We start from the raw sequence: 14178 nt of genomic DNA on the forward strand, positions 1-14178 counted from the left end.
TTAGCAACTCCGCGCGGCGTATGTATATGTCAGCGTAGCGCGGGCACCGGCGCGATCAGGCAGGAACGCCGAACAGATCGTGCGCATCGGCATCCTCGATTGTGACCGGCACGATGTCGCCGACCGAAAGGTGACCCGCGTCGCGCAGTTGGACCTCGCCGTCGATCTCGGGGGCATCGGCCTGCGAGCGGCCGGTCGCGCCGCCGCTCTCCGCGTCGACGGCGTCGATGATGACATCGAGCGTGCGGCCGATCTTGGCGGCGAGCTTGGCCGCCGAAATCCGCGCGGTCAGTTCCATCAGCCGGGCGTAGCGTTCTTCCTTGATCTCTTCGGGCACCGGATCGGGGAGCGCGTTGGCCGCCGCGCCCTCGACGGGCTCGAAGCGGAACGCGCCGACGCGATCGAGTTGCGCTTCCTCGAGCCAGTCCATCAGGTAACGGAAATCATCCTCAGTCTCGCCGGGGAAGCCGACGACGAAGGTCGAGCGCACCGCGATGTCCGGGCAGATCGCGCGCCAGCCCTTGATCCGCTCGAGCACCTTGGCCTCGTTGGCGGGGCGGCGCATCGCCTTGAGCACCGACCGGCTGGCGTGCTGGAAGGGGATATCGAGATAGGGGAGCACCAGTCCTTCGGCCATCAGCGGGATGACCTGATCGACATGGGGGTAAGGGTAAACATAGTGGAGCCGTACCCACCCGTTCACTGGCGCCGCGATCTTGCCCAGTTCGCGCGACAGATCGGTCATGTGCGCGCGGACGTCTTCGCCATGCCAGGGGCGCGGGAAATGCTTGATGTCGACGCCGTAGGCCGAGGTGTCCTGGCTGATGACCAGCAGTTCCTTGGTCCCAGCCTCGACCAGCTTCTCGGCCTCGCGCAGGATCGCATCGGGGCGGCGTGAGACGAGATCGCCGCGCAGGCTGGGAATGATGCAGAACGAGCAGCGGTGGTTGCAGCCTTCCGAGATCTTCAGATAGCTATAGTGGCGCGGGGTGAGCTTGAGCCCGGCCTCGGGGACGAGGTTGAGGAAGGCGTGCGGCGGCATCGGGGCGGCATCGTGGACCGCGCCGACCACTTCCTCATATTGATGCGCGCCGGTGACCGCGAGCACGCGCGGGAAGCGCGCGCGGATCGTCTCGGCTTCCTTGCCCATGCAGCCGGTGACGATGACGCGGCCATTCTCCGCGATCGCCTCGCCGATCGCCTCGAGGCTTTCTTCTTTCGCCGAATCGAGGAAACCGCAGGTGTTGACGAGCACGACGTCGGCCCCCGCGTAATCGGGCGACATCTGATAGCCGTCGGCGCGCAGCTTGGTGAGGATGCGTTCGGAATCGACGAGATTCTTCGGACAGCCGAGCGACACCATGCCCACCTTGGGCGGAAGAGGAAGTTGCGTTGCCATGAGAGGTGCGCGCACATAGCGTTTCCGATGCAACTTTCCTAGAGTGCGCGGCATGGCAGCGTTCGATCTGGTTCCGCACTCCGATCATCCGCCGCTGCGGGTGCGCGGCGTGCGCGCCGAACTGCGCAGCACCAGGGGCGGGATCGCGTTGCGTTATCGCGTCGACGGTGCCGGGCAACTCGTCGTGCCTGCCGCGACGGCGCCCGAGCGCGCCGACGCGCTGTGGCGGACGACCTGCTTCGAGCTGTTCCTGAAGCCGGCGGACGAGGCGGGCTATGTCGAGTTCAATTTCTCACCGTCGACGTGCTGGGCTGCCTATCGGTTCGATGCGCACCGGGATGGGATGCGTGATTTGGAGCGTGCAGCGGCGCCGAAGATCGATCGGTTCGCGGACGGCGTTGATGTCGCGTGCGATCTTGGCGGTGTGGCATCGGGGCCGCTGCTGATGGGGCTGACCGCGGTGATCGAGGAAGAGGGCGGGCATACATCCTATTGGGCGCTCGCGCATCCCGACGGCCCACCCGATTTCCACGATCCCGATTGCTTTGTCGCCCGGCTCGCTGCACCTGAACGTACATGATGTTCGGTATCGATCGGCTGCTCGCCGACTCCGCTTTGCTTGCGGCGCTTGACGGCAAGCGCGTTGCGTTGCTTGCCCACCCCGCGTCGGTGACCGACGATCTGACGCATTCGCTCGACGCGCTGATGGCGGCGGGGGTGAACATCACCGCGGTGTTCGGACCCCAACACGGCGTGCGCGGCGATCTGCAAGACAATATGATGGAATCGCCCGATTTCGTCGATCCTACCTACGGGATGCCGGTGTTCAGCCTTTATGGCGAGGTGCGGCGGCCCAAGCCCGAATGGATGGACGGTTTCGACGTGGTGCTGATCGATCTTCAGGATCTCGGCTGCCGCATCTACACCTTCATCACGACACTGCTCTACATGCTCGAAGCCGGCGCCAAACATGGCAAGAGCGTGTGGGTGCTCGACCGGCCCAATCCTGCCGGCCGCCCGGTCGAGGGGCTGACGCTGCTGCCCGGTTGGGAGAGCTTCGTCGGTGCGGGGCCGATGCCGATGCGGCACGGGCTGACGATGGGCGAACTCGGGCAGTGGTTCGTCGATTACTTCGGGCTCGATGTCGAGTATCGCGTGGTGGCGATGGAGGGGTGGGCGCCCGAGGCGGGGCCGGGGTTCGGGTGGCCGAGCGACCGGATCTGGATCAACCCCAGCCCCAATGCGCCCAACCTCAATATGGCGCGCGATTATGCGGGCACGGTGATGCTCGAAGGGACGACGCTTTCCGAAGGGCGGGGGACGACGCGGCCGCTCGAATTGTTTGGCGCGCCCGATGTGGATGCGCGCGCTGTGATCGACGAGATGGTGCGGTTGGCGCCCGATTGGCTCGATGGCTGCCGGTTGCGGGACATCTGGTTCCAGCCGACCTTTCACAAGCATGTCGGCGCGCTCTGCAACGGCGTGCAGATCCATGCCGAGGGGCCGGCTTACGACCACCACGCGTTCAAGCCGTGGCGGGTGCAGGCGCTGGGGTTCAAGGCGATCCGGGCGCTCGATCCCGATTATCCGCTGTGGCGCGATTTTCCGTACGAATATGTGCTCGACAGGCTGGCGATCGACGTCATCAACGGCGGGCCGGGATTGCGCGCCTGGGTTGATGACGCGGCGGCCGAACCGGGCGATCTGGACGGCGCGGCAGGGGCGGATGAAACCGCCTGGGCCGAGGCGCGCCGTCCGTATCTGCTCTACTGAATCACGCCTTCTTCGCTGCCGTCTTGCGGGCAGCGGGCTTTTTCGCGGGCGCCTTTTTGGCGGCGGGGGCTTTGGCGACCGCCGATTTCGCGGGCGCTTTCTTGCCCGCTACCTTGGCGCGGACCTTGGGTGACGAGGCCGCGACCGCGGCCGCGCCGGCGAGCACGGCGGCACCCACCGCCGCGGCGGTCTTGCCCGGATTGGCCTTGGCCTTGCTCTCGGCCGATCTGGCGGTCTTCGAAGCCGATTTGGCGAGCGATTTCGCGGTCGCCGAAACCTTCTTCGCGGCGGACTTCGCGGACTTGCCGGCGCTGTCGGCGGCCTTGCGGATTTTCGATTCGAGTGTGTCTGTGGTGTTGGACATGGGGGAATTCTCCTACCTGAGTCGATACAACCGGAACGGGCCCGCAATGTTCCCGCACCGCGCGGTTCAGGCCTTGCGGGTCAATTGGCGCATCGCCGCATCGAGCCCGGTGAGCGTGAGCGGATACATGCGGTCGTTCATCAACTCGCGGATGATCCGCACGCTTTGCGAATAGCCCCATTGCGCCTGCGGCACCGGGTTGAGCCAGACCGCCGAGGGATAGGTGTTGGTGAGCCGACGCAGCCACACCGCGCCCGATTCCTCGTTCATATGTTCGACCGAGCCGCCCGGATGGGTGATCTCATACGGGCTCATCGAGGCATCGCCGACGAACACGAGCTTATAATCATGGCCGAATTTGTGGAGCAATTGCGCGGTCGGCGTGCGCTCGGTGAAGCGGCGCTTGTTGTCTTTCCACACGCCTTCGTAGGGGCAATTGTGGAAGTAGAAGAATTCGAGGTTCTTGAACTCGCTCGTCGCGGCCGAGAACAGTTCCTCGCAGAGCTTGATGAAGGGGTCCATCGAGCCGCCGACATCGAGGAACAGCAGCAGCTTGACCGCATTGTGCCGTTCGGGCCGCATCCGGATGTCGAGCCAGCCCTGCCGCGCGGTGCCCTGGATCGTGGCGTCGAGATCGAGTTCGTCGGCGGCGCCTTCGCGCGCGAAACGACGCAGACGACGCAGCGCGACCTTGATGTTGCGCGTGCCCAGTTCGCGCATGTTGTCGAGGTTGCGGAACGCGCGCTGGTCCCAGACCTTGAGCGCGCGCTTGTGCGTGCTCTCGCCGCCGATGCGGACGCCTTCGGGATTGTAGCCCGAATTGCCATAAGGCGAGGTGCCGCTGGTGCCGATCCATTTGTTGCCGCCCTGATGGCGGCCCTGCTGCTCCTCGAGGCGCTTCTTGAGCGTCTCCATGATCTCGTCCCACGAGCCGAGCGATTCGATCGCCGCCATTTCCTCGGGCGTCAGATATTTCTCGGCGACCGCGCGCAGCCACTCGGCGGGGATTTCGGGCGTGTCGCTGCCGTAGCTGGTGGCGATGCCCTTGAAGACCTTCGCGAACACCTGATCGAAGCGATCGAGCAGCCCTTCGTCCTTCACATAGGTGGCGCGGGCGAGGTAATAAAATTCTTCGGGCGACTGGCCGACGACATCGCGGTCGAGCGCTTCGAGCAGCAGCAGATGCTCCTTGAGGCTGGCGGGAATGCCCGCCGTGCGCAGCTCATCGAGAAAGTTGAGGAACACGGCGCTTTCTGCTCCCGAAGTTGACAAAGTTGACGCGCCGGAGGGGGTAAGCACGCGCCGGCACGTCCCCCGCGCTCGACGATTGGCTCGGCCTACACTTTTGGCGCCGTGTAGGACAGGCCAGGATCAGTAGCCCGACCGGCGAAGCTGGTCGCGCCAGAAGGCGAGCGAACTGGCGGGCGCGTCGGCGCGCGGGGCGGCGGGCTTGCCCTCGCGCAGGCGCTGCTTGTCGCGCTCGGGCGGATCGACGCGGCGCACGCGCACCGGCGCGGTGCCCGCAGCGCGGATGCCGAGCTGTTCGGCCGCGCCCTTGCTCAGATCGATGATCCGCCCGCGCGCGAACGGGCCGCGATCGTTGATGCGGACGAGGATCGTGCGCCCGGTCTGGAGCGAGGTGACCTCGACATAGGTGGGCAGCGGCAGCGTCGGGTGCGCGGCGGTGACACCCTTGGGGCGGAATTTCTCGCCATTGGCGGTCATGTTGCCCGATTCGCTGCCGTACCAGCTCGCGTAACCGAGCATATCGTAGGCAGGATCGGGCGCGGGCGTGTAGGTGATGCCGCGCACCGTATAGGGGCGGCCGACCTTGACCGGCGTGTCGCTGACGGGACGGTAGCCGCCCGCGCACGCGGCGAGCATGGCAAGCGCGAGGAGGGCGAGCAGGCGGGGGAGGGGATGCGTATCGGCGATGCCGAACAGACCCCGGCCCCCGCCGTGCCGCGGGAATCGAGGGGGTGGCGTTTGCGCGACGCCGGACCCCGGGATCAGTCCGGGGTGACGGGAGGATGCCGGGGCGGTGATCGTCACGCCGGGATTGCTGGTGTGGTCGTTGGTGCCGTGTCCCGCATTTGCCTCTTTACCCTCCGCGCCGTGCTGTGTCCGGTGGGTGGGTGCCACAGCGCCGGTGGCGGTGCCAAGCGGTTTGCGGGGAGAGGGGTGGCGCTGGGCTGGTCGAAGCACTGCCTGCCGGGGTTGCTGTCCGTGGAGGCGGACAGCACTTCGACCAGCCCAGCGAATGAAGAAGATCAGTTGCGCGCGTAGGCGTCGATCAGTGCCGCGACGAAATCGGGGTTGCGGCCGGTAAGCTCGGTTGCGGCGCGTGCCTGGTGAACATTAGCCGGCGCGTTGCGTGCCGGCGCGGGGTAGATAAAGCCGGCGACCGGGTAGATGGAACCGCCGAGCCCGTCAATGCCGCGATACCAGACGCGCACCTCGCTCCAGTCGTTGTTCTTCGAGACGTCGTAAAGCGTGACATCCTGTTCGGCGTGCCCGCGTTTGCCGTCGACGCGCGACCAATTGGCGTGGGTGACAAGCGCGACCCGCGAATCGACGATCCGGCTGATGACCGCGACATGGCCGAGCCGCAATTTGGGCGATTTGGGGAACACGATCACCGAGCCGACGCGCGGGGTGTGGCCGCGCTGATAGCGGCCCTCGGCCTGGCCCCACCATGTCCACGCATCGCCGTAGATCTGGATGCCCGAGGCGGCACGCGCGAACGGCACGCATTCGCCGACATAATCGAGCAGCGACTGCGCGCCGGCCGGGCGGGTCGGGATCGCCATGGCGAGCGCGATCAGAAGCGGAAGGCGGATCGGGGGGAAACGCATAGAAAACACATACTGACTCAACCACATGTGAAAGTGGTGAGCGGAAGTAGTTAATTAAAAGTTAACTGTAGGGTGCGGCCTCAGAAAATCGCTCTTTCGCGATTTTCCAATCAGCCTCTAACGCCCCGCTTGCCCGCGGGCCATGAAAGCGAGGCGTTCGAACAGCATCACATCGGCTTCGTTCTTGAGCAACGCGCCGTGGAGCGGGGGGATCGCCTTGGTGGGATCGCGATTCTGGAGCACATCGAGCGGCATATCCTCGTGGAGAAGCAATTTGAGCCAGTCGAGCAGCTCGCTGGTCGAGGGCTTTTTCTTGAGCCCGGGGACGTCGCGCAGGTCGTAGAAAATATCGAGCGCCTTGCCGACCAGCAGCTTCTGGATGCCCGGGAAATGCACGTCGATGATCGCCTGCATCGTCTCGCGATCGGGGAATTTGATATAATGGAAGAAACAGCGGCGGAGGAACGCGTCGGGCAGTTCCTTTTCGTTGTTCGAGGTGATGACGACGATCGGGCGTTCGGTGGCGCGGACCGTCTCCCCGGTTTCGTAGACGTGGAATTCCATCCGATCGAGTTCGAGCAGGAGATCGTTGGGAAATTCGATATCGGCCTTGTCGATCTCGTCGATCAGCAGCACGGGGACGGTGGGCGCGGTGAACGCCTCCCACAATTTGCCCTTGCGGATGTAATTCGCGATGTCGTGGACGCGCGGATCGCCGAGTTGCCCGTCGCGCAGCCGCGCCACCGCGTCATAATCGTACAGCCCCTGCTGCGCCTTGGTGGTCGATTTGATGCCCCATTCGATCAGCGGCGCGCCGACCGCAGCGGCGATTTCCTGCGCGAGCACGGTCTTGCCGGTGCCGGGTTCGCCCTTGACGAGCAGCGGCCGCCGCAGCGTGACGGCGGCGTTGACCGCGACCTTGAGATCGTCGGTGGCGACGTAACTGCTGGTACCCTCGAAGCGCTGCATAAGGCCGTCCCGATCGTTGCGATTAATCGCTTCGGGCATAGAGGGCGGATCGGGGGGCAGGCAAGCGCAGCCGGTTCACAGGCCGCGCGCGTCAGCTTCGGTTGCGGGCGACGGCGCGCGATTCGAGCAGGCTCCACAGCCCGCGATGCTGCGCCAGCACCTGCTCGGTGCCGAACAGGATCGCCCGCTCGACCGCGGGCGAGGTGAAGGCGGTGGCAAGCAAGGTCGTGGTGTCGACCGCGGCCGGCAGCGTGTCCGCGGTGATATCGATCCCGAACCGGCGGGCGGCGCGGTTGAGCAGATCGCGGATCGGCGCCCAATCGAGTACGAGCGCCACCGCTGCGCCGATCGCGCAGCCGGTGCGATCCGATTGCGCGAGCGTATCGAGCGCGTGCGCCTGCGCGACGATCGCGGCTTCCGATTCGGCCTGGCCTGGCGTCGAGGGCAGGGGGCCCGCGGCGGCGACGAGGCGAACCAGACAGGCGCGCTCGGTCTCGAAGGCCCGTGCTGCCTCAACGAGCCAGGCCTCGGCCGATTTGTCCGTATCGCGGGCAAGCGCGAAATCGACGACGCCGGGGTGGCGCCCGTGCAGCATGCAGATCGCGTGGACTGCATCGATCACGTCGCGCAGTGGTGCCGCGGGCGCCAACAGCGCGCGATACGCCGGATGCGCGGCGGTGCCGTCCGCCATGACGAGCGCGGGCACGGCCTGCCACGGGGCGCTGGGTCGTGCGAACTGGGCGGTTTCCACCGTCATCGAATCCTTCCTGAAGCGGTGCCGTCGTCAGCGATTGGCCGGCACCGGCCCTTCATCGCCCCGACATCTATACCGAACAGCGTAAAGACACGGTTAGCGCTGCATTTACCCTGTCGGCTGGGCGTTCGCGGGGGGCGATCCATCGACGATCATGTACCGCGCCGACAGCGATCCGTGCGGGGTATCCGTCCGCGCGAGGGCAAGCGTGACCGGTACCGGCTCGGCGCCGTGGCGCAGCAATGTCGTGGCGATCTGTGTCTGGCGCGCGTGTTCGAACACCAGATCGATCGCTGCATTCACCACCGGGCGATCGGCGACATCGACGATGCTGGTCAGCCGCATGCCGTGGAGTTGATCGTGGCCCACGCCCACCATCTTCGCCAGCGAATCGGGGGCGTCGTCGATCAGGCCGCGCGCGGTGAGGCGCCCGGTGGCGACCCGGCCGCTTGCCGCGCACAACGCGGCGAGGCCATCGGCGCTGGTCCGGACGGCCGCGAGATCGTCGGCCAGCGACATATCCTCGAGGAACAGCACGACCCCGTGATCGAACGGCGCGAACCGTGCCCGCAGGCGCCGGTTGACGAACAGCCCCGATTCGAAATCGAAGGATTCGCCGACGCCGGTATCGCGCACCCGAGCCGCGGCATCGGCCAGCAGCGCGCGCCGGGTTTCGGGCATGATCGCATCGAGCGGGCCGCCGACCGCGTCCTGCTCCGAGACGCTGAAATGGGCCCGCGCGGCGGCGTTGATCGCGGTGATGACCAGACCCGAATCGAGCACGATCATCATGTTGCGCATATGATCGAGCGTGATGTCATGGAGTGCGGCGAGGCGCGCGGCGCGCGCGTCGCGGTCGGCCTCGTCGGTAAGGCTCGACAGCAGCGGCATCGACATCAGCGCCCAGCGCGGATTGCCGTGATGGAGAACGAACACCGGCCGTTCGTTCGCGATATTCTGCCAATGGCCGAAGCGGCGAACGAGTTGCGAGGCCGAGACGCGATCCGCGGATCGCAGCACGCGCATGGTTTCGATCGACATGATGATTTCCCCCGGGAACGCGCCGGTTGCGGCGCAATCCAAGGCGTAAGGCGCGCGGTGCCGATGGGCGCGCGGAGGCGTCTCCGGTTCGGCGGCGATCGAGGTTCGGTACGCAATCGCGCGCGCTATTTGCTCCACAATGGACCAAATCGCGCGCCAAGTGCGCAGGGTGGTGACCGCTTTCGGTTAATTGCGCGAAAAAGGCCACGCGATCCCAGCGTTCGTGGCGCGCATTTTGCGTGTTCGGCTGGAGAAGATGGTTGGCGTGGGCGTAACCAGTCGCGCCCCATAACAAGGCATCGTCGAGCCGGGCCGAACGATCGAGCGCCCTGATCTCAAAGTCCGGTTCGACGAACCACGATGCAGGCGGCATCCGTCCCCGCGGGCCGCCTTGCAGGGCGCTCGTTTCCGGCTTCATCCACCCGGGAAAGGGCGATTGCCCCGGCAGGGTTCCAAACCCCTGCCGGGGCTTAGTGGTTTTTGGGAAAATCGCGAAAGAGCGATTTTCCGAGGCCGCACCGGCCCGCTCCCCCACCCCACCTCCCAAGTCATTATACTTGCATGGGAGGTGGGGTGGGGGTGCAACCCCACAAAGTAATACTTTGTGGGGACCCCGCGGGGGAGCGGGCCGGTGCGGCAATGCGCCTAAAGGCGCATTCCAATACTTACTGATCCAGGAAGCTGCGCATCTTGCGGCTGCGGCTCGGGTGCTTGAGCTTGCGCAATGCCTTGGCCTCGATCTGGCGGATGCGTTCGCGCGTGACCGAGAATTGCTGGCCGACTTCCTCAAGCGTGTGATCGGTGTTCATGCCGATCCCGAAGCGCATCCTGAGCACGCGTTCCTCGCGCGGGGTGAGGCTGGCGAGGACGCGAGTGACGGTTTCCTTGAGATTGGCCTGGATCGCGGCATCGACCGGGATCACCGCGTTCTTGTCCTCGATGAAATCGCCGAGATGCGAATCCTCCTCGTCGCCGATCGGCGTTTCGAGGCTGATCGGTTCCTTGGCGATCTTCATCACCTTGCGCACCTTTTCGAGCGGCATCGACAGCCGTTCGGCCATTTCCTCGGGCGTGGGCTCGCGGCCCTGCTCGTGGAGGAACTGGCGGCTGGTGCGCACCAGCTTGTTGATCGTCTCGATCATATGCACCGGGATGCGGATCGTGCGCGCCTGATCGGCGATCGAGCGCGTGATCGCCTGACGAATCCACCAGGTCGCATAGGTGCTGAACTTGTAGCCGCGGCGATATTCGAACTTATCGACCGCCTTCATCAGCCCGATATTGCCCTCCTGGATCAGATCCAGGAATTGCAGGCCGCGGTTGGTGTATTTCTTGGCGATCGAGATGACGAGGCGCAGATTGGCCTCGACCATTTCCTTCTTGGCGATCCGCGCCTCGCGCTCGCCCTTCTGCACCATGTTGACGATGCGGCGGAACTCGGTGAGCGCCATGCCGGTCTGCTGCGCGATCTCGGCGATCTCGGTGCGGATGCGATCGACCGCATCGCCTTCATTCTCGACGAACGCCTTCCACTTCTTGTCGAGGCCGACGACCGAGGCGAGCCAATGCTCGTCGAGTTCGTTGCCAATATAGCGTTCAAGGAAATCCTTGCGCGGCACCTTGTGGCGCTCGGCAAGCCGCAGCATCTGGCCGCCCAGCGCGGTCAGCCGGCGGTTGTACGAATAGAGCTGGTCGACCAGATATTCGATCTTGGTGTTGTGGAACTGGACGCTCTCGACCTCGGCGGTCAGATCCTCGCGCAGCTTCTGATATTTGCGCTCGTCGGACGCCGACAGCTCGCTGCCCGCGGCCATCGCGTCGAGGCGCGCGCCCTCCATCTTCGAGAATTTCTTGTAGATCGCGGTGATGTTGGCGAATTTCTCGAGCGCTTGCGGCTTGAGCGTCTCCTCCATCTGCGCGAGGCTGAGCGTGTTGTCCTCATCGTCATCGTCGGACGGGCGCTTGGTGCGCCGCTCGGTCATCGAATCCTCTTCGTCGTCCGACGATTCTTCCTCGACATCGTCCTCCTCCTTGTAGGAGGGGCCGGCGGTCTTTTCCGAAATCTCGCCGTTATCGTCGCCGTCCTCGTCGTCGGACAGGGCCTCGGGGGCCGGGTCCTTGGTCAGCATCGCATCGAGATCGAGGATCTCGCGGAGCTGCATCGCGCCTTCGTTGAGCGCGTTCGACCATTCGATGATCGCGGTGAAGGTGATCGGGCTTTCGCACAGCCCGAAGATCATCGTGTCGCGCCCCGCCTCGATGCGCTTGGCGATCGCGATCTCGCCTTCGCGGCTGAGCAGTTCGACCGCGCCCATCTCGCGCAGGTACATGCGCACCGGATCGTCGGTGCGATCGACCGTTTCCTTCTTCTTGGGCGCTTCGGGCGGGGTGGGCGAGCCGTCGCCGGCATCGACGGCCTCGACCTCGTCGTCGTCGGCCTTTTCCTGGTCGCCGTCTTCGCCGGCTTCCTCGTTCTCGACGATGTTGATGCCCATCTCGTTGATCGCCGCCATGACGTCTTCGAGCTGATCCGAGGACATCTGGTCCTGCGGCAGCGCCTCGTTCAATTCGTCATAGGTCAGATACCCGCGCTTCTTCGCCCGCGCGAAGAGCTTCTTGATCGACGCATCGTTGAGATCGATCAGCGGCGCGTCACTCGATTCGTTGGTTTCGGTCGCGTCCGCCGTGTTCGTCTTCGCCATCAATTGCCCTCAAGCATCAAGAGTTTCGTCGTCTTCGTCCGCCAGAACGAGATTTGCAAGCCGCTCCCGGAGCGCTGCTTTCTCCCGTACCAACGCATTTTGTCGCGCAAAGGCTTCCTCGGTCCCTTCCGCCTTCAGCGCCGCGGTGGCATCGGCCAGCGCCTGATCCACCTCCGGCCCCGCTGCCAGCACCGCGATCGCCTCATTCAGGTCAGCCGACGCGCGCAGCGCATCGCCTGTCTTCTGCGTGAACGAGAAAGGCAGGGTGTCGGCCCTCAGCAGATCGCCGGCCACCGAGTCAAATCCGGACTTGGCCAATATGGTAAGCAGATTCGCGCTATCAAGCGCCTGATCTTCGAGCGCCAGTTCGACCACCGCTTCGAACAGGCGCCCGAGAGCGCCGCCCGCGAGCCTGAGCGACCCGAGCACCTCGACATGCCGCGCGATCTCGGCGGGATGGCGGATCAGCCCGACCAGCACCGCGCGCGCCAGGATCGGATCGATACCCTGGGCGTGGACGCCCTTTGCCTGGCGGGTGACGGGCATCGGGGGCGGTACCCAGCGGCCGTTCTTGCGCTGGCCGGGCACGAACGGGCGGTTGCCGCCGAACCGGCGCGGCGGGGCTGCGAATTGTTCGTCGAACCGGCGGCGGAAATCGGCCAGATATTCGTGACGGACGTTGCGGTCGCCGATCGTATCGGCGCGGTCGGTGAGGCGCTGGCGAAGCCCCGCGCGTTGTTCGGGCGTGTCGAGCGTTTCGGCGGCAAGCTCGTGCTGCCAAAGCCGCGTGACCAAGGGTTCGGCGGTGTCGAGCAGCGCCTCGAACGCCGCCCGCCCGCGCTGGCGGACCAGATCGTCGGGGTCGAGCCCTTCGGGCAGGGTCACAAAGGCGAGGCTGCGCCCCGGCGCGAGCATCGGCAGCGCGCGGGTGGCGGCGCGGATCGCGGCTTTTTGGCCGGCCGCATCGCCGTCGAAGCACAGGATCGGCACATCGGCGAGCCGCCACAGCCGTTCGAGCTGGCCCTCGGTGAGCGCGGTGCCCAGCGGGGCCACCGCCTCGTCGATCCCGGTCTGGGCGAGCGCGATCACATCCATATAGCCTTCGACCACGAGCACACGGCCCGCTTTGCGGGCAGCGGGGGCGGCGCGATCGAGATTGTAGAGCGTGCGGCCCTTGTCGAACAGCGGGGTTTCGGGCGAGTTGAGATATTTGGGCTCGCCTTCACCGACGATCCGGCCGCCGAACGCGATGACGCGGCCGCGCGGATCGCGGATCGGGATCATCAGCCGACCGCGGAAGCGATCATAGGGCGCCTTGCCCTCGACCTCGATCTGCAGGCCTGCTTCGACCAGCAATGGATCGCCGAAATCACGCAGTGCCGTCTTGAGCTTGCCCCGCGAATCGGGAGCGAAGCCGAGCCCGAAGGCGCGGCGTGTGGCGTCGGTGATGCCGCGTTTCTGGAGCAGCGATCGCGTCTCGCCGCCATCGAGCCCGCCGAGCTGGGTTTCGAACCAGTCGCCGGCGGCCTGCATCGCCTCGTGCAGCCCCTTGGCGCGCTCGTCACGCTCGGCGGCGCGGGGATCGGGGGCGGGCATGTCCATCCCGGCGGCGGCGGCGAGTTCCTTGACCGCGTCGATGAAGGGCAGGCCGCGCTGGTCGGTCATCCAGCGGATCGCATCGCCATGCGCGCCGCAGCCGAAGCAATGATAAAACGCCTTGTCGTCGTTGATATAGAAGCTTGGCGTCTTTTCGTTGTGGAACGGGCAGCAGCCCTTGAACTCGCGGCCCGCTTTCTGGAGCTTGACCGACCTGGCGACCAGCGCGGACAGCAACGTCCGGGCCCGAAGCTCGTCGAGAAATTGAGGGGAGAGACTCACTTGCTCCCCCTCCCGCTTGCGGGAGGGGGGAGGGGGGTGGGCGCGCGCGCGCCACTGGGCGCAGCGTCGAGAATAGTCTCCAACACTCCATCCATGTTCGTCAACACATCGCTGTTCCAGAAGCGAATCACTCGATAGCCCTGCGCCTCGATCGTCTGCGTTCGCCTAGAATCATAGGCTGCCGCCTCCGCATGCTGACTTCCATCAAGTTCAATGACAAGGTGGGCGCTGCGGCAGATGAAATCGACCACGAAGCCGGCAATCGGCATCTGGCGGCTGAATTTCAGGCCGCCGAGCTGCGAGCGGCGCAATCGCGACCAAAGCAGACGTTCGATCTCGTTGGTGTTGTTGCGCAATTCGCGCGCCAAGGCGGTCGGCCTACCCAGACGAAAGCGGGCACCCACCCCTCGATCCCCTCCCGCGAGCGGGAGGGGAGGAAGGTC

At 65.6% G+C, this 14178-nt stretch carries 13 protein-coding genes; 2 read left to right on the top strand and 11 right to left on the bottom strand.

Annotation, left to right across the window (positions count from 1 at the left end; translation table 11 throughout):
* Positions 1 to 55: 55 nt before the first annotated feature.
* Entirely contained in the window at positions 56 to 1399 is a 1344-nt protein-coding gene (rimO, locus tag NFE57_RS03235) for a 30S ribosomal protein S12 methylthiotransferase RimO (protein ID WP_252134284.1), read from the bottom strand.
* 52 nt (positions 1400 to 1451) lie between these two features.
* Between rimO and NFE57_RS03240 the strand changes: the two genes are divergently transcribed.
* Positions 1452 to 1979: a DOMON-like domain-containing protein gene (locus tag NFE57_RS03240; RefSeq protein ID WP_252134123.1), complete on the top strand. Its 528-nt coding sequence runs from the start codon at positions 1452 to 1454 to the stop codon at positions 1977 to 1979.
* The gene (locus tag NFE57_RS03245; protein ID WP_252134124.1) at positions 1976 to 3172 is read left to right on the top strand and encodes an exo-beta-N-acetylmuramidase NamZ family protein; all 1197 of its coding nucleotides are present in this window, start codon (positions 1976 to 1978) and stop codon (positions 3170 to 3172) included. Before NFE57_RS03240 ends, NFE57_RS03245 begins: the two co-directional genes overlap by 4 nt.
* Before the next feature lies 1 nt (position 3173).
* Here NFE57_RS03245 and NFE57_RS03250 read toward each other — a convergent pair whose 3' ends face one another.
* The 10 genes from NFE57_RS03250 to NFE57_RS03295 form a co-directional block, all read right to left on the bottom strand.
* Positions 3174 to 3536: a hypothetical protein gene (locus NFE57_RS03250; protein ID WP_252134125.1), complete on the bottom strand. Its 363-nt coding sequence runs from the start codon at positions 3534 to 3536 to the stop codon at positions 3174 to 3176.
* Between the two features lie 66 nt (positions 3537 to 3602).
* Entirely contained in the window at positions 3603 to 4781 is a 1179-nt protein-coding gene (locus NFE57_RS03255) for a vWA domain-containing protein (RefSeq protein ID WP_252134126.1), read from the bottom strand.
* 126 nt (positions 4782 to 4907) lie between these two features.
* Positions 4908 to 5420: a septal ring lytic transglycosylase RlpA family protein gene (locus NFE57_RS03260; protein ID WP_252134127.1), complete on the bottom strand. Its 513-nt coding sequence runs from the start codon at positions 5418 to 5420 to the stop codon at positions 4908 to 4910.
* A 386-nt stretch (positions 5421 to 5806) separates the two neighbouring features.
* The gene (locus NFE57_RS03265) at positions 5807 to 6391 is read right to left on the bottom strand and encodes a CHAP domain-containing protein (RefSeq protein WP_252134128.1); all 585 of its coding nucleotides are present in this window, start codon (positions 6389 to 6391) and stop codon (positions 5807 to 5809) included.
* Between the two features lie 117 nt (positions 6392 to 6508).
* Positions 6509 to 7360 (bottom strand): AAA family ATPase, encoded by an 852-nt coding sequence (locus NFE57_RS03270; protein WP_252134129.1) that lies wholly within the window; start codon positions 7358 to 7360, stop codon positions 6509 to 6511.
* A gap of 91 nt (positions 7361 to 7451) precedes the next feature.
* Positions 7452 to 8117 (bottom strand): DUF6975 family protein, encoded by a 666-nt coding sequence (locus tag NFE57_RS03275; RefSeq protein ID WP_252134130.1) that lies wholly within the window; start codon positions 8115 to 8117, stop codon positions 7452 to 7454.
* 105 nt (positions 8118 to 8222) lie between these two features.
* Positions 8223 to 9155 carry a PAS domain-containing protein gene (locus tag NFE57_RS03280; RefSeq protein ID WP_252134131.1) on the bottom strand — a complete coding sequence of 311 codons (933 nt, stop codon included), beginning with the start codon at positions 9153 to 9155 and terminating at the stop codon, positions 8223 to 8225.
* A gap of 665 nt (positions 9156 to 9820) precedes the next feature.
* Positions 9821 to 11857 carry an RNA polymerase sigma factor RpoD gene (gene rpoD / locus NFE57_RS03285; protein ID WP_252134132.1) on the bottom strand — a complete coding sequence of 679 codons (2037 nt, stop codon included), beginning with the start codon at positions 11855 to 11857 and terminating at the stop codon, positions 9821 to 9823.
* Positions 11858 to 11866: 9 nt separating this feature from the next.
* Positions 11867 to 13735: a DNA primase gene (gene dnaG, locus NFE57_RS03290; RefSeq protein WP_252134133.1), complete on the bottom strand. Its 1869-nt coding sequence runs from the start codon at positions 13733 to 13735 to the stop codon at positions 11867 to 11869.
* On the bottom strand, positions 13732 to 14103 hold the full coding sequence (locus tag NFE57_RS03295; protein ID WP_252134134.1) for an endonuclease domain-containing protein: 372 nt from the start codon (positions 14101 to 14103) through the stop codon (positions 13732 to 13734). The genes dnaG and NFE57_RS03295 overlap by 4 nt, the downstream gene beginning before the upstream one ends.
* Positions 14104 to 14178 lie beyond the last annotated feature (75 nt).

The sequence above is a fragment of the Hephaestia sp. MAHUQ-44 genome, from assembly GCF_023806085.1.
Taxonomy (GTDB): domain Bacteria; phylum Pseudomonadota; class Alphaproteobacteria; order Sphingomonadales; family Sphingomonadaceae; genus Sphingomonas.